The 26,576-nt window shown below is 73.5% G+C and carries 19 protein-coding genes; 8 read left to right on the top strand and 11 right to left on the bottom strand.

Annotated features, from left to right (window positions below):
- Window positions 1–91: 91 nt before the first annotated feature.
- From ACZ5FU_RS33810 to ACZ5FU_RS33800, 3 genes are all read right to left on the bottom strand, one after another.
- Entirely contained in the window at window positions 92–373 is a 282-nt protein-coding gene (locus ACZ5FU_RS33810; protein WP_469047738.1) for an ArsR family transcriptional regulator, read from the bottom strand.
- 223 nt (window positions 374–596) lie between these two features.
- Window positions 597–2,156, bottom strand: coding sequence for a glycoside hydrolase family 53 protein (locus ACZ5FU_RS33805; protein WP_469047737.1), 1,560 nt, complete (start codon window positions 2,154–2,156; stop codon window positions 597–599).
- 103 nt (window positions 2,157–2,259) lie between these two features.
- Window positions 2,260–4,281, bottom strand: coding sequence for a beta-galactosidase (locus tag ACZ5FU_RS33800; protein WP_451528481.1), 2,022 nt, complete (start codon window positions 4,279–4,281; stop codon window positions 2,260–2,262).
- 227 nt (window positions 4,282–4,508) lie between these two features.
- On the opposite strand from ACZ5FU_RS33800, the gene ACZ5FU_RS33795 reads away from it, so the two are divergent.
- From ACZ5FU_RS33795 to ACZ5FU_RS33770, 6 genes are all read left to right on the top strand, one after another.
- Window positions 4,509–5,831: an extracellular solute-binding protein gene (locus tag ACZ5FU_RS33795; protein WP_468839564.1), complete on the top strand. Its 1,323-nt coding sequence runs from the start codon at window positions 4,509–4,511 to the stop codon at window positions 5,829–5,831.
- Window positions 5,828–6,751, top strand: a complete 924-nt coding sequence (locus tag ACZ5FU_RS33790) for a carbohydrate ABC transporter permease (protein WP_451528483.1) — start codon at window positions 5,828–5,830, stop codon at window positions 6,749–6,751. The genes ACZ5FU_RS33795 and ACZ5FU_RS33790 overlap by 4 nt, the downstream gene beginning before the upstream one ends.
- Window positions 6,748–7,653, top strand: coding sequence for a carbohydrate ABC transporter permease (locus ACZ5FU_RS33785; protein ID WP_451780455.1), 906 nt, complete (start codon window positions 6,748–6,750; stop codon window positions 7,651–7,653). Before ACZ5FU_RS33790 ends, ACZ5FU_RS33785 begins: the two co-directional genes overlap by 4 nt.
- A complete protein-coding gene (locus tag ACZ5FU_RS33780; RefSeq protein ID WP_451528485.1) occupies window positions 7,650–8,681 on the top strand; it encodes a LacI family DNA-binding transcriptional regulator in 1,032 nt (343 codons plus the stop codon). Before ACZ5FU_RS33785 ends, ACZ5FU_RS33780 begins: the two co-directional genes overlap by 4 nt.
- A gap of 133 nt (window positions 8,682–8,814) precedes the next feature.
- Window positions 8,815–9,168 carry a VOC family protein gene (locus ACZ5FU_RS33775; RefSeq protein ID WP_451528486.1) on the top strand — a complete coding sequence of 118 codons (354 nt, stop codon included), beginning with the start codon at window positions 8,815–8,817 and terminating at the stop codon, window positions 9,166–9,168.
- Between the two features lie 132 nt (window positions 9,169–9,300).
- Complete coding sequence (locus ACZ5FU_RS33770; RefSeq protein WP_451528487.1) at window positions 9,301–9,690, top strand: MarR family winged helix-turn-helix transcriptional regulator; 390 nt, start codon at window positions 9,301–9,303, stop codon at window positions 9,688–9,690.
- Window positions 9,691–9,749: 59 nt separating this feature from the next.
- Here the strand turns inward: ACZ5FU_RS33770 and ACZ5FU_RS33765 are convergent, their stop codons facing one another.
- Window positions 9,750–10,139, bottom strand: coding sequence for an SseB family protein (locus ACZ5FU_RS33765; RefSeq protein ID WP_451528488.1), 390 nt, complete (start codon window positions 10,137–10,139; stop codon window positions 9,750–9,752).
- A 211-nt stretch (window positions 10,140–10,350) separates the two neighbouring features.
- The gene (locus tag ACZ5FU_RS33760) at window positions 10,351–10,968 is read right to left on the bottom strand and encodes a MerR family transcriptional regulator (protein ID WP_451780453.1); all 618 of its coding nucleotides are present in this window, start codon (window positions 10,966–10,968) and stop codon (window positions 10,351–10,353) included.
- Window positions 10,969–11,089: 121 nt separating this feature from the next.
- On the opposite strand from ACZ5FU_RS33760, the gene ACZ5FU_RS33755 reads away from it, so the two are divergent.
- Both ACZ5FU_RS33755 and ACZ5FU_RS33750 read left to right on the top strand, forming a co-directional pair.
- Entirely contained in the window at window positions 11,090–11,491 is a 402-nt protein-coding gene (locus tag ACZ5FU_RS33755; RefSeq protein ID WP_468645373.1) for a DUF3291 domain-containing protein, read from the top strand.
- A gap of 82 nt (window positions 11,492–11,573) precedes the next feature.
- Window positions 11,574–13,058, top strand: coding sequence for an MFS transporter (locus ACZ5FU_RS33750; protein WP_469047736.1), 1,485 nt, complete (start codon window positions 11,574–11,576; stop codon window positions 13,056–13,058).
- Here the strand turns inward: ACZ5FU_RS33750 and fxsT (ACZ5FU_RS33745) are convergent.
- From fxsT (ACZ5FU_RS33745) to ACZ5FU_RS33720, 6 genes are all read right to left on the bottom strand, one after another.
- On the bottom strand, window positions 13,028–16,009 hold the full coding sequence (fxsT, locus tag ACZ5FU_RS33745; protein ID WP_451528492.1) for an FxSxx-COOH system tetratricopeptide repeat protein: 2,982 nt from the start codon (window positions 16,007–16,009) through the stop codon (window positions 13,028–13,030). The two genes, ACZ5FU_RS33750 and fxsT (ACZ5FU_RS33745), sit on opposite strands and share 31 nt — an antisense overlap.
- Window positions 16,010–16,145: 136 nt before the next feature.
- Window positions 16,146–19,127: an FxSxx-COOH system tetratricopeptide repeat protein gene (fxsT, locus tag ACZ5FU_RS33740; RefSeq protein WP_468645370.1), complete on the bottom strand. Its 2,982-nt coding sequence runs from the start codon at window positions 19,125–19,127 to the stop codon at window positions 16,146–16,148.
- 26 nt (window positions 19,128–19,153) lie between these two features.
- Window positions 19,154–23,053 carry an FxSxx-COOH system tetratricopeptide repeat protein gene (gene fxsT / locus ACZ5FU_RS33735; protein ID WP_469047735.1) on the bottom strand — a complete coding sequence of 1,300 codons (3,900 nt, stop codon included), beginning with the start codon at window positions 23,051–23,053 and terminating at the stop codon, window positions 19,154–19,156.
- Window positions 23,050–24,213, bottom strand: a complete 1,164-nt coding sequence (locus ACZ5FU_RS33730; protein WP_451528495.1) for a hypothetical protein — start codon at window positions 24,211–24,213, stop codon at window positions 23,050–23,052. Before ACZ5FU_RS33730 ends, fxsT (ACZ5FU_RS33735) begins: the two co-directional genes overlap by 4 nt.
- Window positions 24,210–25,328, bottom strand: a complete 1,119-nt coding sequence (locus ACZ5FU_RS33725; RefSeq protein ID WP_451780443.1) for an AAA family ATPase — start codon at window positions 25,326–25,328, stop codon at window positions 24,210–24,212. The genes ACZ5FU_RS33730 and ACZ5FU_RS33725 overlap by 4 nt, the downstream gene beginning before the upstream one ends.
- Window positions 25,322–26,566 carry a toll/interleukin-1 receptor domain-containing protein gene (locus ACZ5FU_RS33720; protein WP_468645365.1) on the bottom strand — a complete coding sequence of 415 codons (1,245 nt, stop codon included), beginning with the start codon at window positions 26,564–26,566 and terminating at the stop codon, window positions 25,322–25,324. Before ACZ5FU_RS33720 ends, ACZ5FU_RS33725 begins: the two co-directional genes overlap by 7 nt.
- Window positions 26,567–26,576: the final 10 nt, after the last annotated feature.

The raw sequence follows: 26,576 nt of genomic DNA, 5'->3' as shown, positions 1-26,576 counted from the left end.
CGGCTGGTCAACAGGGTAGCGCCGGATCGTTCGACGCCGACGGCCTCCCGGTGGCGTTCGCGGTGGCGTTCGCGGTCGCCCCGCGGGCCGCCTACCGGCCCTTGTCGCACCTGCGGGCCACCTCGGCGATGCGCATCTCGTCGCGCCGGTAACAGGTGCGGCGCCGGATCCGTTCGGCGCGCAGCGGGCCCGGGCCGGCGAGGAGGGGGAGACGGGTGTCCGCCCCCCCTGCGGTGCACGCCCGGTTCGGCCGCGACGGAGTCCGCCGGGACGCCGTCCTCGACGAGGTCGGCGCGTCGTTGCGGCGTTGCGGCCGGAAGTGCCGTGCCGGGTCCTTCGGCCGTTCCAGGACGTGCGGACGCCGTTCGTTCACGGGAGTCCTCAGCACGGTCCTCCCCTCCGTCCTTCGGGTCGGGGCCCTCGTACCGCGCCGTCCCCCTGTTCCGCGGCCGGGGCCGCCGTGTCCCGCACTCCGCGGGCCTCGGCCGGGACGGGACGCCCCGGCCGGGTGAGGAGGCGTGCGACGGCGGCGGGCGGGGGTCCGGCCGCCGGACGGCGGGCGGACCCCCGCCGTCACGGGGCCGGATGATCGCGGGTCAGCGGTGGCCGAACCACGCCATCGAGGACAGCGCCCGGTCGTCGTAGCCGAACAGGGCCTGGTTCTCCCAGCCGTTGCCGGAGGCGGCGTCGGCGGGGTCCCAGCCGTTGCCGTCGACGGCGGTCCAGGTCGCCTCCCAGTAGAAGACGCCGAGCCCGCGGCCGCCGGGGACGGCCTCCACGATGTCGGCCACGGAGTTCATCCAGGCCAGCTGTCCGGCCGCGGTCGCCGGGTAGCCGGAAACCAGTTCGCCCGGCAGGTCGATGATGTTCTCGTGCGAGTCCTTGCTGTCGAGGCGGAACGGGTAGGCCGTCTCGGCGACGAAGACCGGCTTGCCGTAGCGGGCGGCCGCGTCGTCCAGCGTGGTCTGGAAGTCGGCCAGGGTGCCGTGCCAGTAGCCGTAGTAGGACAGGCCGATGGCGTCGAACCTCACGCCGTTGGCGACCGCGTTGTCGAACCACCAGCGGGTGCCGGCCAGGTCGCCGCCCTTGGCGAGGTGCAGGGCGACCGGGGTCGACGAGTTGACCGCCTTGGCGGCGTCGTAGCCGGAGTTCAGCAGTCCGGCGAGCTGGCCCCAGTTGTCGGTGGAGCCCTCGCTCCACAGCATGCCGCCGTTGATCTCGTTGCCCACCTGGACCATGTCGGCGGTGGTGCCCTGCGCCTTGAGGGCGTTGAGCACGTCGTACGTGTGGCGGTACACGTCCGTCTTGAGCCGGCTGTACGAGTGGCCCGCCCAGGCGGCCGGCTTGCTCTGGGCGCCCGGGTCGGCCCAGATGTCGGAGTAGTGGAAGTCGACCAGGAGCTTCTGGCCGGCCGCCTTGACCCGCTTGGCCGTGGCGAGCACGCGCGCCTTGTCGTTGTAGCCGTCGGCGGGGTTCACCCACACCTTCAGGCGCGCGTAGTTCATGCCGGCGTTCTTCAGGACGGCGACCGGGTCGGCGACCGTGCCCGACGCGGTCCGGTAGACCCCGCCCTTGGCCTCGCTCTTGGCGAGGGACGAGATGTCGGCGCCCTTGATCGCCAGTCCGCTCGTGCCGGACGTGAAGGTCAGGTCGTCGACGTTGATCCAGTTGCCGGCGTTCGCGTCGCTGTTGACGCTGATCGTGCACTGGTTGTTCGTCACCTTGACCGGGACGACGACGCGGATCCATCCGCTCGCCGAGACCGGCAGGGCGGTGCGCTGCTCGGCGCCGCCGCAGTTCTTCAGCGCGAGGTGGGCCGACTTCTGGCCGCCGCCGGAGCGCACCCAGGCGGTGAGCTTGTAGGCGCCGTTGGTCAGCCCCGACAGGTACTGGTAGGTCTCCACCTTGTAAGCGGCGGACGCCCAGTGGCTGAGGCGGTAGCTGCCGCCGTGCCCGCCGGACTCGGTGAACGAGGCGCCGGTGTCGCCGTACTCGGACCAGCCGGCGGGGACGGCCGCCCCGGCGCCGTCGGCCTCGAAGCCGGCGTTGGTGAGCGTGGCGGCCGCCTGTGCGGTCTGCGCCGGCAGGGCGGTGAGCGCGAGCCCCGCGGCGAGCGGGAGCAGCAGGGCTCTGAGCGTGCGTCTGGGATGGAACATCGTCGTCCGTCGTCCCTTCGACGTGGTGGGGGTGGTTCTCCCTCGGGATGAGGGACCCCCTCCGCCCGCGGCTCGCGGCTCCACGGGCGGAGGGGGAGTCGGCTCAGCCGTCGAGTCGTACGACCCGCACGGCTCCCGCCGGGACCGCGAGGCGGCCGGCGGCGCGTTCGCCCGTGAGCAGCTCGGTGCCGGACGTCTCCAGCGGCACCTTGGCGTCGGTGGCGGTGTGGTTGATCGCGAAGAGGTAGCTGCCGGTCCCGCCCGAGCGGCGCACGACCTCGACGTCACGGGGCAGGTCGGCGCGCGGGGCCACCCGGGCGTCCTCGGCGGCGCGGCCCAGCAGGGCGTCCAGGCCGTCGGCGCCGAGCCGGGTGGAGACGTACCAGGCGGTGCCCTCGCCGAGGCGGTGCCGGGTGACGGCCGGGCGGCCGGCGGTGAGGCCGTCGGCGTAGGTCCAGACGGTCTCGGCGCCGCGCGGCTCGACGAACTCGGTCCACACGTCGCCGCTCAGCTCCGCCCCGTCCGGGCCGGTGATCCGGACGCGCTCGCCCCGCAGCAGGGGGGAGAACTCCTCGACGGTGAGGCCGAGGACGTCGCGCAGGGCGCCCGGGTAGGGGCCCTCGTGCACGGCGTCGTGCTGGTCGACGATGCCGGAGAAGTACGACACGACGAGCGTGCCGCCGCCTTCGACGTACTCCCGGAGGTTGTTCCCGGCCGCTTCCGTCATCAGGTACAGGGCGGGCACCACGACCAGCGGGTACGCCGAGAGGTCGGCCTCGGGGTGGGCGAAGTCGACGGTGAGGTGGCGGTCGTAGAGGGCTTCGTAGAAGGCGTCGGCGCGCTCGCGGGCGTCGTGGTCCTCGCTGGGGCGCCAGTCGAGGCCCTGCGCCCACCAGGAGTGCCAGTCCCACAGCACGGCGACGTCGGCCTCGGTGCGGGTGCCCCGGACCGGGTTCAGGGAGTCCAGGGAGGCACCGAGTTCGACCACCTCGCGCCACACGCGGGTGTCGGTGCCGCCGTGCGGGACCATCGAGGAGTGGAACTTCTCGGCGCCGCGCCGGGACTGCCGCCACTGGAAGAACATGGCGCCCTCGGAGCCGCGGGCCACGTGGCCGAGGGAGTTGCGGGCCATCTGGCCGGGGGCCTTGGCCGGGTTGCGGGGCTGCCAGTTGACGCCCGAGGTGGAGTGCTCCAGGAGGATCCAGGGGGCGCCGCCGGCGACGGAGCGGGTGAGGTCGGCGGCCATCGCCAGGTTGACGTGGGTGCGGCGGCCGTCGGTGATCAGGTAGTGGTCGTTGGTGACGATGTCCACCTCACGGCCCCAGGCCCAGTAGTCGACCGAGTCGCACTGGCTGAGCGCGGTCATGAAGTTGGTCGTGACGGGGACGCCGGGCGCCAGGCGGTGCAGGACGTCGCGTTCCATCCGGAAGTTCTCGCGCATGGTGGCGTCGGCGAAGCGCCGGTAGTCGAGCGCCTGGCCGGGGTTGCCGACGGTCGGGGTGGTGCGCGGCGGGTTGATGTCCCCGAAGGCCGCGTAGCGCTGGCCCCAGAAGGCGGTGCCCCAGGCCTCGTTGACCGCGTCCACGGTGCCGTACGTGGTCTCCAGCCAGCGGCGGAAGTGGGCGGCGCAGGACTCGCAGTAGCAGGCCGAGACGGGGACGCCGTACTCGTTGTGGACGTGCCACATCGCGAGCGCCGGGTGGTCGCCGTAGCGCTCGGCGAGCCGGGTGGTGATGTTCTCCGCCGCCGCGCGGTAGTCGGCGTTGCTGTGGCAGATCGCCCCGCGCGAGCCGAACTCGTGGCGGACGCCGTCCGCGGTGACGGGCAGGGCGTCGGGGTGCGCGCGGTAGAACCAGACGGGCGGGGCCACGGTGGGTGTGCCCAGGTCGACGCGGATGCCGTTCTCGTGCAGCAGGCCGATGATCCGGTCGAGCCAGCCGAAGTCGTACTCCCCCGGCGCGGGTTCCAGGAGCGCCCAGGAGAAGATCCCGACGCTCACCATGGTCACGCCGGCCTCGCGCATGAGCCGGACGTCCTCCTGCCAGACGCTTTCCGGCCACTGCTCGGGGTTGTAGTCCCCACCGAAAGCGAGCCGGGTGAGGCCCTTGGGGTTGGTCTCCGGCATGGATCTCTCCCGTTTAATCGATCATTTGGGAACGTGCACACACGCTTTCGGTGGTGCGAGCCCAACATAACCGCACAGCAACAACCATTGACAAGTGTCCGGGATGTTTCTCTACTGTGAACGCTCACAGAAGCATGGCGGGGTCTCGCGACGGGCGAGGACACCGGTTCATGTGACGCATGGCAGGTTTCCGCAGCGGGCGGGAACCCAGGTCAGGGGAGAAATCCATGCCCAACACCCAGCGCCGGCGGCTCTTCGAGGTCGCAGCGTCCGCCGTCGCCGTCGCGCTCGGCGCCACCGCACTCACCGCCTGCGGCTCGTCCGACGACGAGGCCCGGTCGGGGCCGGTCTCGCTCACGTACTGGACGTGGACGCCCGGCATGGACAAGGTCGTGGACCTGTGGAACAAGGGGCCGGGCAAGAAGGAGCAGATCACCGTCACGGTGAAGAAGCAGGCCTCCGGCGACACCCTGGTCACCAAGATCCTCACCGCGCACAAGGCGGGCAAGGCCCCCGACCTGGTCCAGGCCGAGTACCAGGCGCTGCCGACGCTGGTCAGCAACGACGCGCTGGCGGACATAGCGAAGAACGTCGGCGAGGCGAAGAGCAAGTTCGCCGACGGCGTCTGGCAGCAGACGACGCTGGGCACGGACGCGGTCTACGCGGTGCCGCAGGACATCGGCCCGATGATGTTCTACTACCGCGAGGACCTGTTCGAGAAGTACGGCCTGACCGTCCCCACCACCTGGGAGCAGTTCGCCGAGACCGCCCGCGCGCTGAAGAAGAAGGCCCCCGACACGGACCTGACCACCTTCTCCGCCAACGACTCCGGACTCTTCGCGGGCCTCGCCCAGCAGGCCGGCGCCAAGTGGTGGACCACCGCCGGCGACAAGTGGAAGGTCGGCATCGACGACGCGGCCACCAGGAAGGTCGCCGACTTCTGGGGCGGCCTCGTCGCGGAGGGCGCCGTCGACAACCAGCCGATGTACACCCCGGCCTGGAACAAGGCGCTCAACACCGGCAAGCAGATCGCCTGGGTCAGCGCCGTGTGGGCACCGGGCACCCTGACCACCGCCGCCCCCGACACCAAGGGCAAGTGGGCCATGGCCCCGCTCCCCCAGTGGTCGCAGACCGACGACGTCACCGGCAGCTGGGGCGGTTCGTCCACCGCCGTCACGACGGACTCGAAGAACAAGGAGGCCGCCGCGAAGTTCGCCGCCTGGCTGAACACCGACGGCGACGCGCTCAACGCCCTGGCCAAGGAGAGCGGCATCTACCCGGCCTCCACCTCCGCCCAGCTCAGCGGCGCCTTCATCGACCCGCCGGAGTACTTCTCCAACCAGGCGGACTTCTACACCACCGCCGCGAGGATCGCGAAGACCACGGCCCCCTCGGCCTGGGGCCCGAACGTGAACGTCGCCTACACGACCTTCAAGGACGCCTTCGGCGCCGCCGCGAAGAACAAGTCGGACTTCTCCGCCGCCCTGGACGCGATGCAGGCGGACACCGTCGCCGACATGAAGAAGCAGGGCTTCGAGGTCTCCGAGTGACGAGCGCACGCCGGAAGCCGTACGGGGTCAAGGGGGCCCCGTACGCCTTCCTCATCCCCGCCACCGTCCTGTTCGCCCTGTTCTTCGCACTGCCCATCGGGTACGCGGTCTGGCTCAGCTTCCGCAAGGTGAAGGTCTCCGGCCTCGGGCTGGGCTCCGGCGCCCGCAAGGAGGTCTGGGCCGGCCTGGAGAACTACACCGACGCCTTCACCGACAGCGAGCTGCTGGACGGCGCGCTGCGCGTCCTGGGCTACGGGTGCATCGTGGTCCCGGTGATGCTGGGCCTCGCCCTGGTCTTCGCCCTGATGCTCGACTCCGACAAGGTGCGGCTGGCCCCCTTCACCCGCCTCGCGATCTTCCTGCCGTACGCCGTCCCCGGTGTCGTGGCGGCGCTGCTGTGGGGCTTCCTGTACCTGCCGGACGTCAGCCCGTTCTACTTCGTGCTGGACCGGCTGGGCCTGCCGCAGCCGGACCTGCTGGACGGCGGTCCGCTGTACCTCGCCCTGTCGAACATCGCGGTGTGGGGCGGCACCGGCTTCAACATGATCGTCATCTACACCTCGCTCCAGTCCATCCCGGCCGAGGTGTACGAGGCGGCCAAGCTGGACGGCGCCACCCCGCTGCAGATCGCGCTCAGGATCAAGATCCCGATGGTGGCGCCCTCACTGGTGCTGACCTTCTTCTTCTCGATCATCGCCACGCTCCAGGTGTTCAACGAGCCGACGACCCTCAAACCGCTCACCAACTCCGTCTCCACGACGTGGAGTCCGCTGATGAAGGTCTACCGGGACGCGTTCGGCACCGGTGACATCTACGCGGCGGCCGCCCAGGCCGTGATCATCGCCGTCGCCACGCTGCTGCTGTCCTTCGGCTTCCTGCGGGCCGCGAACCGTCGCAACAAGCAGGGGGCAGCCCAGTGAGTTCTCTCGCCGTCCACAAGACCCCGGCGGCGGCCGGCACCACGGGCACCGACCGCGGCCGCCCGCCGCTGCGCCGCCGCATCGCCCTGGTCCCCACCGTCACGCTGCTGCTCGGCGCGCTGTACTGCCTGCTCCCGGTGGCGTGGGTGGTGATCGCGTCCACCAAGTCGGGCAGCGAACTCTTCTCCACCTTCACGTTCCTGCCGGGCAGCGGCTTCACCGACAACATCAAGGACCTGAACGCCTACCGCGACGGCGTCTACTGGAAGTGGATGGGCAACTCCGCCCTCTACGCCGTCCTCGGCGCCCTGCTGTCGACCTGCGTGTCCGCGTTCAGCGGCTACGCGCTGGCGACGTACCGCTTCCGCGGTCGCGAGACGATGTTCAACGTCCTGCTGGCGGGCGTGCTGATGCCGCCGATCATCCTGGCCGTCCCGCAGTACCTGCTGCTGGCCGAGGCCGATCTCACGGACTCCTACTGGTCCGTGCTGCTGCCGCAGATCCTCTCCCCCTACGGCGTCTACCTCTCGCGCATCTACGCGGCCGCGGCCGTGCCGGCGGACGTGGTGGAGGCCGGCCGGATGGACGGGGCCGGCGAGTGGCGGATCTTCACCCGGATCGCCCTGCCGATGATGATCCCCGGCATGGTGACGGTGTTCCTCTTCCAGTTCGTCGCCGTGTGGAACAACTTCCTGCTGCCGTACATCATGCTCAGCGACGACGAGAAGTTCCCGATCACGCTCGGGCTGTACACGCTGCTGGAGCAGGGCGCCAACACCCCGGCCCTGTACACCCTGGTGATCACCGGCGCGTTCCTCGCGGTGCTCCCGCTGGTGGCGCTGTTCCTGGTCATTCAGCGGTTCTGGAGCCTGGACCTGCTGTCCGGGGCCGTAAAGTCATGACCATGAGCAACACCGGGGGCAGGCGCAGGCCGCCGACCATCCACGACGTGGCGCGCGAGGCGGGAGTCTCACGAGGGACCGTCTCGCGCGTGCTCAACGGCGGCCACTACGTCAGTCCGACCGCCCAGGAGGCGGTCAACGCCGCCATCCGCAGGACGGGTTACGTCGTGAACCGGCACGCCCGCTCCCTGATCACGGGCCGCTCCGACTCCGTCGGCTTCCTGCTGACGGAGCCTCAGGAACGGTTCTTCGAGGACCCCAACTTCAACGTGCTGCTGCGGGGCTGCACCCAGGCGCTGGCCGCGCACGACGTCCCCCTGCTGCTGATGCTGGCCGGGACCGAGGACGAGCGGCGGCGCATCACCCGGTACATCACCGCCGGGCACGTCGACGGGGTGCTGCTGGTCTCCAGCCACTCCGGGGACCCGGTAGCCACCGAGCTGCGCGAGGCGGGCGTGCCGCTCGTCGCCTGCGGCAAGCCGATCGGGATCGGGTCGAAGGTCAGCTACGTGGCCGCCGACGACCGCGACGGCGCCCGGGACATGGTGCGCCATCTGCTCGACCGGGGCCGGCGCCGGATCGGCGTGGTCACGGGCCCGCTGGACACCCCCGGCGGTGTGGAGCGGCTCGCCGGCTACCGGGAGGTGCTCACCGAGGCGGGCATCGAGGCCGACGAGCGGCTGGTCGTGTCCGGGGACTACAGCCGGGCCAGCGGGGAGGCGGGCGCCGAGCGGCTGCTGGCGCAGGCCCCCGACCTGGACGCGGTGTTCGTCGCGTCCGACCTGATGGCGCAGGGCGTGCTGGCCGCGCTGGGGAAGGCGGGCCGCCGGGTGCCGCAGGACGTCGCGGTCGGCGGCTTCGACGACTCCCCCGCGGCCACCTCCTCCACCCCCGCGCTCACCACGATCCGTCAGCCCTGGGACCGGATCAGCAACGAGATGGTCCGCGTCCTCCTCGCACAGATCGGCGGCGAGGACCCGGCCGCGGTGATCCTTCCGACGGAACTGGTCAGACGCGAGTCGACGTGAGGCACGGGCCGACGTGAGGCGCGGGCCGGCGTGAGGGCGGACGGCACCGGGAAGCGGCCGGTGCCGTCCTCGCCTAGCGTGGGGTCACCGACGGACGACGTCGGTGACCCCACCCCGGCGAGGAGCGTGCGCGATGAAGAGCGGCCTGCAGACCGTCATCTACCCCGTCAAGGACCTCGACCGGGCGAAAGCCCTGTTCCGGGCGCTGCTCGAGGTCGAGCCCTACGCCGACGAGAGCTACTACGTGGGTTTCAGGTCGGCGGGGCAGGACGTCGGGCTCGACCCGAACGGGCACGCCAAGGGCATGACCGGCCCGGTGCCCTACTGGCACGTCGGTGACATCCGGGCGAGGCTGGCGGCGCTGGTGGAGGCGGGGGCGGAGGTGCTCCAGGACGTCCAGGACGTCGGCGGCGGCAAGCTGATCGCCTTCGTGGAGGACGCCGACGGGAACCTCGTCGGACTGACCCAGGACCCGGCGGCCTCCTGAGCCCCTGCCCCGCCCCCCGTGCCGTCTTCCGTAGGATCTTCCCGTGCGGTCTTCCCGCACGGTTCGTGATCCGCTTGCACCTACACTAGTTGCACAGTAAACAAACCAGGTTTCCGGTGTTACCGTGCAGGTATGGCAGCGAAGACGGCCGGGGCGGACCTCGAGGACCGGTGGCGGGACATTCTGTCGGTGCACGCGCGGACGATGTGCGAGATCGACCGGGTCCTGCATCCGCACGGCCTCGGGGCGAGCGACTTCGAGGTGCTCGACATCCTGGCCGCCGAGGCGCCCCGGCCCGGTGACCAGTGCCGGGTGCAGAACCTCGTCGGCCGCGTGCACCTGAGCCAGAGCGCGCTCTCCCGCCTCATAGGGCGACTGGAGAAGGACGGTCTGGTGGAGCGTTCCGTCTGCACGGAGGACCGGCGCGGGGTGTGGGTCGCCCTCACCCCGAAGGGCCGGGCCCTGCACGGCGAGGTGCTGCCGCTCCAGCGCGAGGTGCTCACCCGCCTGCTGGCCGGCTGAGCCCGGCCGGCGGACGGCCGCGGCGCTCCCGGGGCCGGCCCCCGAGGTGACGACGGGGCTCAACGGGCCAGCAGGGTGCGCACCCCTTCCGAGGTGAGGGTCAGCGGGTGGTCGCCCGCGGCGTCGATGGAGAGGGACAGCTCGCCCTCCGGCCACTGGTGGGCCAGTGCGCCGAGGGGCACCAGGCGGTAGCGGTCCACCCCCGGGAGCAGGTCGACCATCTCGGGTTCGGAGGTGAAGACCGGGACGACGGGCGCGGTGCCCGGCTGCTCCAGGACGGGCAGCGCCAGCATGCTGGGGTTGGTCACGTCCTCGTCGGTGGCGTCCTCGGGGACCGGCACCAGGACGTCGCAGTGCGCGAGGGTGTCCAGTGCGGTCGTGTCGCCGGTGTCCCTGGCCAGCGCGTCCAGCGCCCGCGCGGCGGCGGTGTCGTGGGCGGGTGTCTCCATGGCAGCTCCCCGGGTAGCGGTGGTGGGCGGGTCCGGCCACGCGTACCCACTCCGCCGGCGGGCAATCGGGTCTTCGGCGATCCGCCCCGGCCCGTCCGCCTCACGCCCCGCCCGGCGCCACGGGACGCCGGCTCCGCCCCGCGGGACACCGGCCCCGCGCCACGGGACGCCGGCCCCGCACCATGTGTCGTCGCCCCTGCCGCACGACCCCCTACGGCGCGTGGCGCCGCGCCGACTCGTTCTCCTGGGCCATGCGGCGCAGCGCCATCAGGGCGGGTTCCAGGAGGACGGTCAGCAGCAGGGCCCGCTCGGCGGCCTCGAACGGGTCGGCGAGGCCGTCGAGCTGGTCGAGGTCGAGGACGGCGACCCGTTCGGCGAGCCGGGCGTAGGCCAGCAGGGTGTGCCGGTCCACGGTGACGCCGAGGGAGTGCAGCGAGGTCAGGGCCTCGGCGAGGGTGGTACGGGCGGGCGCCGCCTCGTGCACGCGCCAGCCCAGCTCCTCGACGAGCGCCTCGACCTCACCGGCCGCCGGGTCCCGGTCGGGGGAGTCGCCGGACAGCGACACGGAACCCAGGGCGAGGCCGAGCAGGACGTGGGGGTCCGCGGTGTGCGCCGTCAGCGCGTCCAGCACCTCGCGGGTGGTGCTGACCGACAGCCCCCGCACGCCGGTCAGCGCCCGGATCAGGCGCAGGCGGCGCAGGTGCCGGTCGTCGTACTCGGCCTGGGTCGCGGAGGTCTGCCGGCCGGGCGGGAGGAGGCCCTCGCGGAGGTAGTACTTGATCGTCGTGACGGAGACGCCGCTGCGGCGGCTCAGCTCGGACATGCGCATCGGGACGGCTCCGCTCTGGAAATTGGATACCTGAACTGTCTAACATGGATAGTGAAGGTATCCAATCACTCCGGCCTGGATGCCTCCCCCCGTCCTGCCCGTCTCACGGAAGGGCACAGCCATGCCCACCCTGCCCTGGACCACGGTCGCCGAGCCCGCCCCGGACGCTGAGGCCGTCGTCATGGCCTCCCGCTTCGAGGTCCGCTCCCTCAAGGACGTCCCGCGCTTCCTCCTGAAGTCCCTCGACGCCTGGAAACAGGTCACCCGCGCGCCGGGCGCGTACGGCGCCTCGCTCGTCGCCCAGCCCCTCAAGCGCACCTTCTGGACCCTGTCGGCCTGGGAGAGCGAGGAGGCCCTGCACCGGTACGCGCGGACCGAGCCGCACCGGTCGGTCATGACCGGGCTGCGTTCCACGACGAAGGCCTCGGCGTTCGCGTTCTGGCGGGTCCCGGCCGCCGGGCTGCCCGTCGACTGGGCGGAGGCCCGCCGCCGGCTCGCCGAACAGGAACGCGCCGGTGCCTGAGACCTCCGTGCCCGAGACCCCCGTGCCCGAGACCCCCGTGCCCGAGACCCCCGACCGGCCCTTGCCCAGGAGAGAGCCCGCCATGACCGTGCCCCCGCCCGTCCTCGACGGGGATCCCGTCGCCGCCCCCGTCGAGGACCGACGGCGCGTGCCGCTGTGGCTCGCGGTCGTCGCCTGCAGCGTGCCCATGTTCATGGTGGCGCTCGACAACCTCGTCGTCTCCACGGCCCTGCACACCCTGGCCGTCGACCTCCGGGCGGACACCCAGGAACTCCAGTGGTTCGTCAACGCCTACGTCCTCGGCTTCGCCTGCCTGCTCATGACGGGCGCCGCGCTCGGCGACCGGTTCGGACGGCGACGGGTCTTCGTCGTGGGCATCGCCCTGTTCACCCTGGCCTCCGTCGGCTGCGGCCTGGCCGACACCAGCGGCCGGCTGATCGCCTTCCGCGCGCTCCAGGGCTTCGGCGCGGCGGCCGTGATGCCGCTGTCGCTCACCCTGCTGTCCGCGGCGGTGCCGGCGCGGATGCGCGGCCTGGCCCTGGGCGTGTGGTCCGGCGTGAGCGGGCTCGCCGTGGCGCTGGGGCCGGTGGTGGGCGGTGCGGTGGTCGAGGGCATGGACTGGCGGTGGATCTTCTGGATCAACGTGCCGGTGTGCCTGGTCGCGGTGCCGCTGGTGCTGTTCGCGCTGCGGGAGAGCGCCCTGCCGGGCGCCCGCCTCGACCTGGCCGGCATGGCCCTCGCGGCGGCCGGACTGTGCGCCGTGGTGTGGGGGATCGTGCACGGGGAGCCGGACGGCTGGACCTCGGCCACGGTGCTGGGCGCGTTCGCGGCGGGCCTCGTGCTCCTCGCGGCCTTCGTCGCCCGGGAGGCCCGCGCCCCGCAGCCGATGCTGCCCCTGTCCTTCTACCGGGTGCGGGCCTTCACCCTCACCAACGTGGTCTCGGCCGCGATGTACTTCGGCGTCTTCGGCTCGCTGTTCCTGCTCGCCCAGTACCTCCAGATCGTGCCGCCGCGCACGCCGCTGGAGGCCGGGGTGCGCACCCTGCCCTGGACGCTGATGCCGATGTTCGTCGCCCCGGTGGCCGGACTGCTCACCGACCGGGTCGGCGGCGGCCGGCTGATGGCGCTCGGGCTCTTCCTCCAGGGCGTCGGCCTGGGCTGGCTCAACCTCCTCGTCGGCACCGACACGGCGTACTCCTCGATGGTGGCCCCGATGGTCGTGGCCGGCGCGGGCATGGGCTTCGTGTTCGCGCCGACGGCGGCGGTCGTCCTCGGGTCGGTCCCGGCGGAGCACGCGGGCAAGGCGTCCGGTGCCAACACCACGGTCCGCGAGATCGGCGGCGCGCTCGGCATCGCCGTCCTGAGCACCGTGTTCGTGGCGCACGGCGGCATGCGGGGACCGCAGGAGTTCGTGGACGGGCTGCGCCCCGCGGTGTGGACCGGTGTCGTCGTGGTGCTGCTCGGCGCGCTGTGCGCCCTCGGCATCCCGCGCCGGCCGCGTGCCGGGGGCCCGGACGGGGGGGGCGTGAGGGCGCGTCAGATCGGCTGGCCCTCGAAGTCCCAGTAGGGGCGGGCGCCGGAACGCATGTACCGGGTCTGGGCGTGGTCGGCGCCGTGGGTGACGGCGAGGGCCGCCAGCGCCCCGCCCTCGCGCGCGTCCGCCTCCTCGGTCTCCCCCAGCAGGCGCAGGTCCTGGGCGAGCCCGGCCTCCAGGTTCACGGCCAGCACGTGCCCGGCACCGACGGCGGCCACCGCCCGCTCCAGCGCGTCCCGGCCCAGTTCCACCGCCGCCCGGGGATCGCCGGCGGCGGTCAGTGCCGACGCGGCGTTCATCGCGCAGCCCACCGCCCACACGTGGCCGCGCCCCACCGCCGCCTCCAGTTCGCGCGTCGAGCGTACGGCCAGGTCCCGGGCGGCTTCGGCCTCCCCGTCGTCCAGGAGCAGGATCGCGCGGTTGTTGCGGGCGCCGATCACGTACGGGTGCTGCTCGCCCAGTTTGTGCGCGTAGGCCTCGGCGGTGGACCCGACCAGGTCGCGGGCCCGGTCGCGGTGGCCGAGCGCCCGCAGCAGCATCGCGTAGTCGAGGGAGACCAGCAGCACGTCGGGGTGGTCGGCGCCGCTGAGCAGGATCAGCCGCCGCCGCACCTCCCGCATCGTCTCCAGCGCCGCTTCCTGCTCGCCGTCCCGGCGCAGGCACAGGGCCAGGTTGTGTTCGGCGAGCAGGGTCTGGCGGTGGTCCTCGTCGAGGGTGCGGCGCAGCAGGTGCACGTTGTACTCCTGGAGGCTGCGGGCCTCGCCGAGGCGGCCCAGCAGGCGCAGCATCCGGGCGGTGTGGCTGCCCGACTGGAGGGTGCGGCGCTCCTGCGAGCCGAGCAGCGCCACCCTGCGGTCGTACACCTCGCGGTGCAGGGCGCAGGACGCGGCGTAGTGCCCCTGGAGTCCGAGGGCCAGGGCGAGGTGGGTGCGCAGTTGCAGGGTCTGCGGTTCGTACCGCTCGCCGCGCTCCGCCGCCTCGCGCGCCGCCTCCTCGTAGAGGGCGCGGGCCTCGTCGTAGCGGCCGCGGGCCATGAGGGTGCCGCCGAGGCCGTCCTTGGCGCGCAGCAGTTCGGGGCCGGTGGCCCCGGTGGAGCCGAGGAGGGCCAGCATGGCCCGGCCCGCGTCCTCCGCCTCCGCGTACCGGCCGAGGCCGCGCAGCATCCTGGCCTCCTGGTCGGCGGCGGCCAGGGCGCCGCGGTCGGTCGCCCCGGAGGCGGAGCGCAGGCCGCTCAGGACGCGCCGGGTCAGCAGCAGGCCGCCCTGGTACTCGCCGCGCACCCGGAGGTACTCGACGCAGTGGAACAGCAGGCGGCGCACGTCGCCGTCGCCGGAGTCGACGGCGCCCGAGGGGTCGAGGTGCGGCAGGAGTTCGGCGTAGCGCTGCCAGTGGGCGGGGTTGCCGGGTTCGCCGGGGTCGGAGTCGACCAGGACGCGGGCCGCCGTGGCCGCGTAGAGCCGCTCGGTGTCCGGGGGCAGGCCCGCGCGGACGAAGTCGCGGAAGCTGCGGTGCATGCGCACGGAGACGACGCCGACGAGGTCCTGCCGGGAGTCGGTGTCGTGCTCCACGCGCAGCGAGGTGAGTTCGGAGAGGGCGAGCAGGGCGGCGTCCCAGCCGCCGGGTTCGGTGGCCGGCCCGGCCAGGCGCGGGGGCAGGCCGCTGGGGCGGGCCGAGCGCAGCAGCCGTACCGGCAGGGTGTCGGGGTTGAAGAAGGTCAGCAGCACCAGCAGGGCGTGCGCCGAGGGCGAACGGTCCTCCAGGGAGCGCAGGGTCCTCGCCCAGACGAGCCGGTGCGCGGGCGGGACGTCGGGGGCGGGGTCCGGTCCGTGCGGGTCGCCCTGTTCGAGCGCGGCCAGGTACCGGGTGATGTCGGCGGCGGGGTGGGCGTCGATCCAGGCGGCGCTCTGGTCGAGGAGGAGCGGGAGATCGCCGACGAGGCCGGCGAGTTCCCCCGCCTGCCGCTCGCTCATCTGCGGGGCCCGCCGGCAGGCGAAGGCGATGCTCTCCTCCCGGTCGAAGGGCAGCAGTCCGCGGGCGACGGCGCCGTGCCGGGTCCAGGCGTCGGTCTGGGCGGTGATGAGCACCTGACCGCCTCCCTCGGGCAGCAGCGGGGCGATCTCGTCGACGTCCTCCGCCCCGTCGAAGATCACCAGCCAGCGGCCCTCGTCGTGCGCGAACGCCCGCTGCAGCGCCTCGATCTGGCCGGTGAGCTGGTCCCCCTCGCCGAGCCCGACGCGCCGGGCCAGCGCCGCGAACCCCTCGCGGGCGGACGCCTTCGTGGCGGCGGGCACCCACCAGATGAGGTCGTGCTCGCCGGCGAACCGCCGGGCGTACTCGGTGGCGGTCTGGCTCTTGCCGACGCCGGGCGGACCGTGCAGCAGCACCCGTCGGCCCCGGCCGTCGCCGGAGGTGAGGACGTCGTGCACCTCGTCCAGGAGGTCCTCGCGGCCGGTGAACCGCGGGTTGCGGCGCGGTGCGTTGGTCACCGCGGGCGGGTCCTCGGGATAGCGGGGCCCTCCGCCGGGGCGGCGGGGCCGGCGCGGGACCAGTCCGACCTTGCCCAGCACCCGGCGCCCGGCCTCTTCCGGTCCCACTCCGCGCAGGGTCACCGCGCCGAGGCTGACGGCCTCGGCGGGCAGCGCGCGGGTGGTGACGGTGACGGCCCCCACCCGGTCGCGCAGCCGGGGCATCACCTGGTGGAGCACCTGCGCCCACTCGCGGTTGCGTCCGGTGTCGAAGCGCAGGTACCAGTCGTCCAGGACCAGCAGGACGCGTCCCGGCCGGCCGAAGAAGTCGAGGAGTTCGCCGACCTCGGGCAGGCGGCTCAGCGGCGACCAGCGCAACTCGTTGACGGCGCAGCCCTCCTGGGCCAGCGCCCAGGAGATCCACCGGGCCCAGCCGTTGCTCACCCCTGCGTAGACGAGGGAGACGGGGTACTGCGGGGAGGGGGACGACGGGGAGGACGGGGACGGCCCTGCGCTCATGGGCGGGCTCCTGGGGACGTCGGCGAGTGCTGCGGCTCGTATCCCATTGTGCGTCAGGTCGCCTTCTTCGCGGGGTCGTCGGGCGCCCGCCGCCCCGGACGGACGGCGGCGGCACGACGGCGGGGCCCGACAGGGGTCAGAGGGGCTGGGGTTCGAAGTCCCAGTACGGCCGTACCCGCCGTCGTGCGTCCCGGGTGTGCGGATGCTCCGGGCCCAGGGTGCCGGCGAGCTGCCGTACGGCGTCCTGCTCGAAGCCGGCCGCCCGCGCGGCACGGCCCAGGGCGCGCAGGTCGTCGGCGAGGGCCATCTTGGCCGACAGGGTGAGCGGGTGGGCCGGGCCGAGCACCCGGATCGAGCGGACGAGGGTGTCGTGGCTGGTATCGTGCGCGCCCTCCACGTCGTAGGCGCGGCTGCGGGCGGCGCTCACGTTCAGGGCGCAGCCCAGCGCCCAGGGGTGGTCACGGCCCACCGCGGCGGTCATCTCCCGGTGCGCGGACTCGGCGTACCGCAGGGCGGCGTCGCGGTCGCCCGCGTGACCGAGGGCCATGCCCGCGTTGGCGCGGGTGCCGATGCTGTACGGATGGTGGCGGCCCAGGAGGCGGGCGTACCGTTCGGCCACGGACTCGGCGTACTTGACGGCCGAGCCGAGGTCGCCGTGCTCGCGCTGGAAGGTGGCGTAGTCGGCCTCCGCCACGAGGGTCTCGGGGTGGTTGGGACCGAGCACCTGGGCGGCGCGGAAGGCGGCCGAGGAGAGCCGTTCCCTGGCCTCCTCGTAGTCTCCGGCGCGACGGCGGCACAGGCCCAGCTGGTGGTCGGCCATGATCGACTGGGGGTGGCGTTCGTCGGTGATCTGGCGCAGCGTGCGGACGATCTGCTCCAGGCGCGAGGCGGCCTCCGGGTAGTCGCCGAGCAGCCGGATCAGACGGGCGTAGACGGCTCCGGAGTGCAGGGTGAGGGGGTGGCGGGAGCGCAGCCGGCGCTGCCGCACCTGGAGGACCTCGCGGTGCACCTCGCGGGCCTCGGAGTAGCGGCCGAGCAGCATCAGGGCGAGGCTCAGGTTGTGCCGGGCGGCCAGGGTCGGCGGGGCCTCGGTGCCGAACTGCTCGGCGAACCGCGCCGCCGCCTCCGTGAACAGGTCGTGGGCCTGGGTGAACTGGCCGAGCGCGAGGAGCGTGCTGCCGAGTCCGTCCTTGGCCCGTAGCAGGTCGGGGTGGTCGGCGGGCCGGTCGGTGGTGAGCCGGCGCACCACGGTCCGCCCCAGTTCCTCGGCCTCCCGGTAGTGCCCCGCCTGGCGCAGGATGCTGCCGCGCTTGTACTGCAGGGACAGCAGGGCGCCGTGCGAGGGTTCGAGGGTGCGCTGCCAGTGCGCCAGCACCTCGTCGCCGAGCTTCAGCCCGCTGCGGTACTCGCCCCGCACCCTCAGGTACTCGACGCAGTTGAGCACCAGTTCGTGCATGGCCGGGCGGGGGTTGTCGAAGGCGCCGGCGAACTCCAGGTGCGGGATGAGGCGGGCGTAGCGGCCCCAGTCGCGGGTGTCGGCGGGCCGTCGCGGGTCGGCGCTGATCAGCACCTGGCAGGCCATGTCGGAGTACAGCTTCGCCTCGTCCGGGCCGAGCGCCTCGCGCAGGAACCGGTGGTAGAGCCGGTGCATGCGGACCTGCTCTACGGCCGGGTTCTCCGCCGGGTCCTGCTGGTAGTCCAGGCGTACGGCCGTGTACTCCGACAGCCGGCGCAGCGCCAGGTGCCAGGCGCGCGGGTCCCTGACCAGCTCGTCCAGGTCGGGGTGGAGGTCCTTGTGGTGGACGCCGGTGAGCAGCCGGACCGGGATCTCGTTGGGCGAGAAGAAGGCCAGGAGGCTGAGCAGCATCGCGGCCCTGTGGTGCCGCTCGCGCAGGGTGTTCAGGGTGATGGTCCAGGCGGTCCGGAAACCCTTGGGGTAGCTGGACTCGATCCGGATGCCGGGTTCGGAGGCGCCGTGCAGGTGCCGGACGTACTCCGCGACGGGCAGGTCGTTGGCGGCCAGCCAGGCCGCGGTCTGCGCCAGCAGCAGCGGGAGGTCCTCGACGGCCGAGGCGAGGGCGTCCGCCTCGGCGGCGGTGACCCGGGGCGCGCGCCGGCGGACGAAGGCGACGCTCTCCGGGCGGGAGAAGGAGCGGACGTGGACCTCGCGGACGCCGGGGGTGCCGGACCAGGCCCCGGTGGTCGCCGTGAGCAGGACGTGGCCGTGGCCGTCGGGGATCAGGTCGGCGAGCTGCGTCGCGTCGTCGGCGCCGTCGAAGACGAGCAGCCGGCGTCGGCTGCTCTCGTCGGAGCGCATGACCTCCTGGACGGCCCGGACGCGTTCGCCGATGCGTTCGCCGACGGGAAGGCCGAGGCGGGGGGCGAGCGCGGCGAGGCGCTCGCGGGCGTTGGCCCGGTGGGTGGCGTCGATCCACCAGATGACGTCGTAGTCGTTGCCGAAGCGGTGGGCGTACTCCATGGCGATCTGCGTCTTGCCCGTGCCGGTGACGCCGTACAGGACGAGCCGGGACGCGGCCGCCCCGTGTGCCGCGTCCCCGTTCAGGAGGGCGTGGACGCGCTCCAGTTCGGCGTCGCGGCCGGTGAAGCGCAGGTTGCGGCGGGGGATGTCGAGGATCTCCGGCGGCTCGTTGGGGAAGCGGGGGGCGTCCGCGGGCGGCGGGACGGCCGGCCGCGCCGGGTCGATCGCCAGCCGGCGCAGCAGCCGTCGCACGGCCTCGTGTTCGTCCAGGTCGTGCAGGTCGACGGGGTGCAGCAGGGCGACGGAGGCCGGCATCTCCTGGGTGGCGAGCGAGACCGCCGCGATCCGGCCGGCGTCCGGCGGCACCAGCTCGGACAGGGCGCGCTGCCAGTCCTCCTCGGCTATGGGGCCGAGCTTGAAGTACCAGTTGTCGAGCACCAGCAGGATGCGGCCCTCGACGGCGAGGAGGGCGCGGAACTCCTCCTCGAACGGCACGTCCACCCGCGGGTCCCAGCGCACCGCCGTGGCGCGCAAGCCGCGGGCGCGCAGCCGGTGCACGATCCAGGAGGCCCACGGCCGGTTGAACCCGGCGTAACTGACGGTGACGTGCTCGCCGCCCGGCAGGCTGTCGTTTCCCATACGGTTGTTCTCCCGCCCCTGCAGGTTCAGATGGGCTGTGGTTCGAAGTCCCAGTGGGGCCTGTGCAGTTCCTCCGCCGACCTGGTGTGCGGATGCCGGGCCCCCAGGGTGTCGCGGAGCAGGGCGACGGTCTCCCGTCGCAGGGCCTCCGCCTCGTCGGCACGGCCCAGCTCCCGCAGGTCGTGGGCGCGGGCCGTCTCGGCGGCGAGGGTCAGCGGATGCCGGGCCCCGACCTGCCGTACGGCCGTGGCGGCCAGCTCGGTGTCGTGGTCGAGCGCGGTGTCGGCCCGGCCGGCCCGGACGAGCATCGCCGTGAGGTTGAGCCGGCAGCCGAGGGTCCAGGGGTGCTCGTCGCCGACCGCGCGGACCATCAGCCGCCAGGCGGTCAGGGCGAGCCCCTCCGCGTCGGGCTGTCCGTCGCCCTCGGCCCACCGGGCCAGCGCCACGTTGCTCAGCGAGCCCGCCGTGTAGGGGTGGTCGGGGCCCAGCAGGCGCAGGTAGCGGTCGTAGACCGTGCGGGCCAGCTCGTGGGCCTCGCGGGGGCTGTCGGCGCGGATCAGGGTGGCCCGGTCGGCCGCCATCATCAGGGTCTCCGGGTGGAGTTCGCCCTGGGCCTGTTCGGAGCGCTTGAGGACGCTGGTGAAGAGCGAGGCGGCGTCGTCCACCCGGCCGTCCCGGCGCAGGCACTGGGCGAGGTTGTGCTCGGCGCGCAGGGTCTGGGGGTGCAGCGGGCCCAGGGTGCGGCTGTGCACGCGGGCGTTGAGCTCCTGGAGGGCCAGCGCGTCGCCGTAGCGGCCGAGCAGGCGGGTCATCCACGCCATGTGGAGTCCCGAGTACAGGGTGGCGAAGTGGTCGCCGCCGAGGCGGTGGCTGCGCAGTTCGAACAACTCGCGGTGCAGGTCGAGGGCTTCCCGGTAACGTCCGAGCAGGCCGAGGGTGAGGGCCATGTTGCTCTTGGCCTCCAGGGCGTGCTTGTCCTGGTGCCCCCCGCGGGCCGTGTACCCGTGCCACACCTCCTCGAAGAGGTCGCGGGCCCGGTGGAAGCGGCCCAGGGCCATCAGGGTGCCGCCCAGGCCGTCCTTGGCGCGCAGCAGTTCGGGGTCGTCGGGCCGGCGGACCTGTGCCAGCAGGTCGACCGTCTGCGTTCCGAAGGCCTCCGCGTCGCGGTAACGGCCCATGCGGCGCAGCAGGTTGGCGTGCTGGTGCTCCAGGGTCAGCATGTCCGGGTCGGTGCCGGAGTACCGCGACCGCCAGTGCGCGACCGCCTGCTGGCACAGGCGCAGCCCGGTGTCGTACTCGCCGCGCACCCGGAGGTTGTCGATGCAGTCCAGCAGCAGGGCGCGCACGTCGGGTTCGTCGCGTTCGAGGGCGCCGGCGGTGTCCAGGTGCGGGATGAGACGGGCGTACAGGGGCCACTCGCGCGGGTTCGTGGTGCGCCGGGGTCTGGCGGCGGCGAGGATGCCGCAGGCGGTGGCGGAGAGCGTCGCGCGGGTGCGGGCGTCGAGGTTGCCGCGGATGAAGCGGTGGTAGAGGCGGTGCATCCAGGCCGACTCGACGCCGTACTCGAGGGAGGGGTCCTGGGTGTGGGTGAGGTGGATGGCGGTGAGGTGGGCGAGTTCGCCGAGGGCGGTCTGCCAGCGGGTCGAGTCGGACACCGTCGCGGCGAGGCTGCCGGGCGGGAAGACGCCGGTGGGGGCGGCCGCGATGAGCTGGAGGGGGATCGTGTCCGGGGAGAACATCGCCATCAGTTCGATGAGTTCGGCGGCCTCCGGGTTGCGCCGGCGCAGGGCGTTGAGGAAGTGCGCCCAGGACACCACGAAGCCGTGCGGGTAGTCCTCCTCGGTGACCACCCGCAGCTCCTCCGGTGACTGGCTCCGGAGGGCGTCGAGGTACTCGGAGACCGGCTCGGTCCGGTTGGCGATCAGCCAGGCGGTGGTCTGGGCGAGCACCAGGGGCAGGTCCTGGGCGGCCTCGGCGAGCTGCTCGGCCTCGACGGCGGTGGCGCGGGCCACGCGGCGGCGGATGAAGGCGACGCTCTCGTTCCGGGTGAAGGGCCGGACGGTGTACTCCTGGAACGCCAGCAGGCTGACCCAGTCCCGGGTGAGACTCGTGATGATCACGTCGCCGCGGCCCTCCGGGATGAGGTCGCGGATGGTGTCGACCTCGTCCGCGCCGTCGAAGATCAGCAGCCAGCGCCGGCGGGGCGCGGTGCGTTCGCGCAGGGCGACGTGCACGGCGCGGATGCGCTCGCCGGAGTCGCGGCCCGCCGCCAGTTCGAGGTGGGCCGCGAGGGCGGCGAACTCCTCGCGCGCGGTGCCGCGCTGGGAGGCCTGGATCCACCACACGACGTCGTAGGCGTCGCCGTAGCGGTGGGCGTACTCGGTGGCGAGCTGGCTCTTGCCGACCCCCGGAATGCCGTGCAGGACCACGCGCGCGCCTCCGGGACCGGACTCGGCGAGCAGCTCGGAGAGTTCCTCCAGGTCGTCCTTGCGGCCGGTGAAGTAGCCGTTGCGCCGGGGGGCGTCGCGGACCTGGGCGGGCTCGTTGGGGAAGCGCGGGCCGTCGGGACGGTCCGGTGGGGCGCCGGGCGGGATGCCGAGCCGTGCCAGGACCGTGCGCCGGGCCTCCTCCTCGTCGAGTCCGCCGACGTCCACCGGGCGCAGCAGGTCGGTGCCCTCGGGCAGCGGGGCGGTGGTGAGGACGACGGCCGCGAAGCGGTCCCGGTGCGGGCCCACGATCATCCGGAAGGCCTCGGCCCAGGCCTGGTCGCCGTGCAGGTCGGGGCGCAGGGCCCGTTCGTTGACGAGCAGGAGGACCTGTCCGGGCGCGGCGAGCAGGGCGCCGAGGGACTCGGTGGGGGTGCGGGACGCGGTGTCCCAGCGCAGCAGGGTGGTGGTGCAGCCGGCCCGCTCCAGCTGGCGGGCCGTCCACATGGCCCAGGAGCGGCTCTCGCCGGCGTAGCAGATGCTGATGTGGCCCGCGGGCGGCGGGGACTCGGTCTCGGTGCCGCCCGTTTCGGCCGGCTCCTCCGGGTCGTCCGGGCGGGTCACGGACACCGGGTGGGGCCGGGTGGCCGCCGGGGCGGGCAGCAGGTACATCGCCCCGTCGGCGGTGCTGAGCCAGCCGCTCTCCGGGCCCACCCACTCCTCCACGGAGGAGCCCCGTTTGATGAGGACGGTGCGGACCGAGGAGGCGGTGACCAGTTCCACGACCCGCGGGTCGGTGTCCGGCACGGTGATCGCGAAGGTGTCCGGGCCCAGGTCGCCGTCGCCCACCAGCAGCCGGGGCTCGGCCCACCGCAGGTACAGCGGCACCTGGGGCAGTCCCTCGGCGATCACCGAGACGTCGGCGAGGGTCAGGCGGGGCGGGCGGGGGCTGCTGGGCGGGGTCTCGGCCAGTCTGACCGCGGACAGGGTGAGCAGCTGCCAGGCGGTCGTGGAGCGCTGCACCTGTTCGGGCAGGGTGTACCAGGCGCCCAGGAACCAGCGGGCGATGCCCTCGCGGTCGTCCTCCTCGACGAGGGCGCGCAGGGCGGGCTGGAGGGACTCCTCGATCCGCCGGTCGGCGTCCGGCCCGCCGTTCACCGCCTGCCAGGTCGCGCTCTCCTGGGCGACCAGGGCGGGGCTCTGACCGGCGCGCACCTCCTGGAAGGTGGGCCAGAGGTGGTGGATCGGGTCGTCCTCGGCGGCCCGGCGCAGCCGGACGCCCAGTTCCGCGCGCAGGTCCTGGAGCAGGCCGGTGTCCAGGACGACGAACCCGAAGCCGCGCTGTTCGACCAGGTCGCCGAACCAGAGGTCGACCTCGGCCGCGACGTCCAGATCGCGGGCCGCGCGCAGCCGGACGGCCCGCATCAGCTCCGGCTCGATCCGGGCCGCGACGCTGAGCAGCACCGCCAGTTCGCGCCCGGCGCCGGACGCGAGGCTCACCGCCGGGCTCCCAGCGCCTTGCCGACGGTGGTGCCGCGGTCCCAGGCGACCATCGGCAGCAGCCCGCGCGCCCAGTCCGGCCAGAGCCGTTCGGGCAGCGGCACCAGGGCGACGGGTTCGCAGCCGCGCTGGTGGATGGCGGTGATGGTGGTCCGCCACTCCTGCTCGGTGGCCCGCCAGGGGTTCACCGCGGAGCCCCCGGCGCCGAGGTCGGACAGGATCAGCACCCGCACGCCGGGCCGCGGCGGCCGGTACGGGCGCTGCCAGGTCGTCCGCCGGCCGGGTCCGGCGCCGCGCAGGGGTACGTCGGCGAAGCGCAGCACCTGGGTGCCCGCGACGCCGGCCAGGGCCCGGACGTGGCCGATCACGTCGTCGACGTCGCGGGCGAAGGGTTCCATGGCGCTGGAGCCGTCGGCGAGGATCTGCACGCCGTAGCGCAGGGTGGGCAGGGGCAGCCGGGGGATGGCGGTCAGGGGGCGGGCCTGGGCGAGGTGCTCGGTGGCCCGCTCGACGTCGAGTTCGCCGTCGCGGGTGATCCTGGCCAGCAGGACGGTGAGCAGGGCGGCGGTGGAGCGGGGCGCGAGCAGCGGCAGGTGCGGCGGCCGGACCGGTGCCTCGTCCCGGCCGCGCGGGCGGGCCATGGGGTCGGTCGTCCAGCGGGCGGGGCGGTGCGGCCGGCGCTCGACGGGCACCAGGACGGTCACGGTGCTCGTGCCGGCGGTGGCGGGGCGGCGCTGGAAGAGCGGCGGGGGTTCCTGGTCCCGGGGGCGGCGCTCGGGCGCCTCCCGGGCGGTCGCCTCCCGGGCGGGATCGCCGCGCCCCTCCTCGGGCCGCGGCGGGAGCTCCGCGTCGGCCGCCCCGCCGCCCACGCCCAGCAGGCCGGCGATCCGGGCGAAGTCCTCCGCGGTGCGCGCCCCCAGCGCCCGGGCGGCCCGCGCGACGTCCCCGAGCCAGGCCTCCCCGATCACCCGGTGCGGGCCGGGGGACGGGGAACCGGGCGGTGGGGAACCGGTGGGCGGGGAACCGGTGGGCGGGAAGTCCGGGGACGAGAAGCCGGGGGACGAGAAGCCGACGGTGGCCCTGCCGGGCGGGCCGGGCGGCACCGGCCCCGCGGTGCCGCTCCCCCGCCGCTCGTCCGGCGGGCCGGGGTCGCGCGTCACGCGCGGTCTCCCGCCATCTGCTGGGGCTTGATGAGGACGTTCCTGGTGAGGAGTTGCCACTCGCGGTCGCCGGGACGGATGCCGAGGGAGCGGCAGGCCAGGAGGGCGTCGAGGTACTCGGCGGTGCTGGGACGGCGCACGCCCTGTTTGTCGGCGTGCTGGCGGACCTTCATGAGTTCGCCCGCGACCGCGTCCGCGAGGTCGCGGTCGGCGTCCGTGACACCGCCCGGCCACAGGGCCATGTGCTCCTCGGCGATGCGGACCAGCATGGCGCGGTCGTGCTCGGGAAGGACATGGACGACACAGCGGCGCAGCAGTGCCTGGGGCAGTTCGCGTTCCTCGTTGGTGGTCAGGACGACGAGGTGCCGGGCGCCGCGCTCGTCGTCCGCCCCGACCGGGAACTCCCCCTCCGGGGAGTCTCCCGCCGGGAGATCCCCCTCCGGGGGACCGCCCCGCGAGGGCTCCCCCTCGAAGGGCTCGCCGGCCGTCTCCTCCGGACGCTCGGTGCGGATCTCGCGGCCGATCTCGGCCACCGTGAACCGGTGGGAACCGAGCGGTACCAGAAGGCTGTTGGGGACGTCGGGGTCCGCCTTGTCGATCTCGTCGATGAGGACGACGGCCCGGTCCGGCCTGCGGGCGGCGTTCACCTCCTCGAAGGGGTCCGGGCAGGGATCGACGACGCCGCTGCCCTCCGGCCGGCCGCGCCTGCGCGCCGAGCGGGGGGCCAGGGCCCACCACAGGACGCCCGGTTCGACGTAGCTGGCGTCGTCGGGGGTGCGGCCGCGGCGGACGGCGACCTGCGCGTCGGCGAGCCGTCGCACGCTGTCGAAGCTCCACAGCAGGTCGCGGGGTTGTGTGCGGTAGGTGACGACGTGTTCGTAGTAGCGCCAGTTCATCCGGGTCGCGATGTAGAGCGCGAGGGAGGACTTGCCGGAGCCCGGCATGCCGCGCAGGAGCAGGGGCCGCCGGGTGACGAGGGCGACGCGCACCGCGAAGCGGAGGTCGTCCGGCATGACGTACACGCGCCCGTCGCTGCGGTCGGGCGTGTCGAGCCATTCGACGTCGGCCGCCGCGCCGGCCGGCCGCTCCCCGGGGATCCGATTGCCTGTCACCATGTCCCCCTGTGAACCGAGTTCAGACGGTCGATCAAGCGCCGTGTGACTCCCCTGACCAGAGTCTCATGCTTCTCCCCGAACGGTGGGTCGAGAACCAGCACTTCGCCGGGGTCACCGGGCCAGCTCCCCCGCGCGTCCGGGCCCCGGCCGGGAATCACCAGGACGTGCAGCCAGAGCACCTTCTCCTGGAGCTGGGAGACGACCCGGTGGACCATCGTCAGGTCGCACTTGCGGGCGTCGACGACCAGGTAGAACCGGCCGGACTCGGTGGGTTCGTCGGGGTGGTCGAGCACGTCGTCCCGGTCGAGGCCGACGTAGTACTTCACCGCCCCCTCGCACTGGTCGCGCAGGGCCCCCTCCAGGTCTTCCACGCCCGGCGAGAACCCGGTGGCCGATGCCGTGAAGTAGCTGGTGGCGTCGACGCAGAAGGCGCGCGCCAGGTACTGCTCGCCGATCTGCGGGCTGTGGACGTTGAGGATGACGACCCGGCGGGTGGAGCCGTCCGTCTCGCGCACGATGCGCCGGGCCTCGTCGCGGTCGATCCAGACCGGGAGGACCATGTCCGCGAGCCGGCGGGCGCGGCCGTCCTCCAGGCCGCCCATCCAGGCCTCCGCCACGGTGTTGGCGAGCCGTTCGATGTTGTGGGTGTCCAGCATCTGCGAGGCCAGCAGCAGGTGGCCGAATCCGGCGGTCACCGCGTCGTGCTCCTCCGCGGGCAGGCCGAGGGCGACCGCCATCCGGCCGAAGACCGAGGGGTCCTGGATGTGGCTGAGCTGGACGCCGATGTTGGACAGCCACTTGCTGACGGCGTCGTCGGCGGCCTGGATCTCCGGGAAGAGCGCGAGGAGCCGCGTGGCCTCCTGGGCGGGCGAGCCGTCGGTGGTCCGCTCCACGTCGTCGCCGGCCAGGTAGCGCAGGTCGGAGGCGGCCAGGGTACCGGCGGTGACGTCGACGAGGACGGTGATCACCACCATCTCCGGGTGGAGGGTCTTGCGCCAGTGCAGGATGTTGGTCTCGCGGCGCACCCAGGAGGAACCGAGCGCGTCCGCGTTCACCAGGACGAGCGCGGCGTCGCACTCCCCCAGGAACTGGGCCAGTTTGAGCTGCCAGGGCCGGCCGGGCCTCCTGATCCGGACGTCCAGCAGTACGTGGTAGTTGAGGCCCTCCAGACCGCGGGCCAGGGCGTCCCTCAACTCCGCGGTCTGCGGATCCCCGCTGGTGCTGTGGCTGATGAACACCTTGACCACC

Source organism: Streptomyces sp. NPDC031554 (assembly GCF_055580685.1).
The sequence above is the reverse complement of the archived record's forward strand: the minus strand, read 5'-3'. Positions and strand labels throughout refer to the sequence as shown.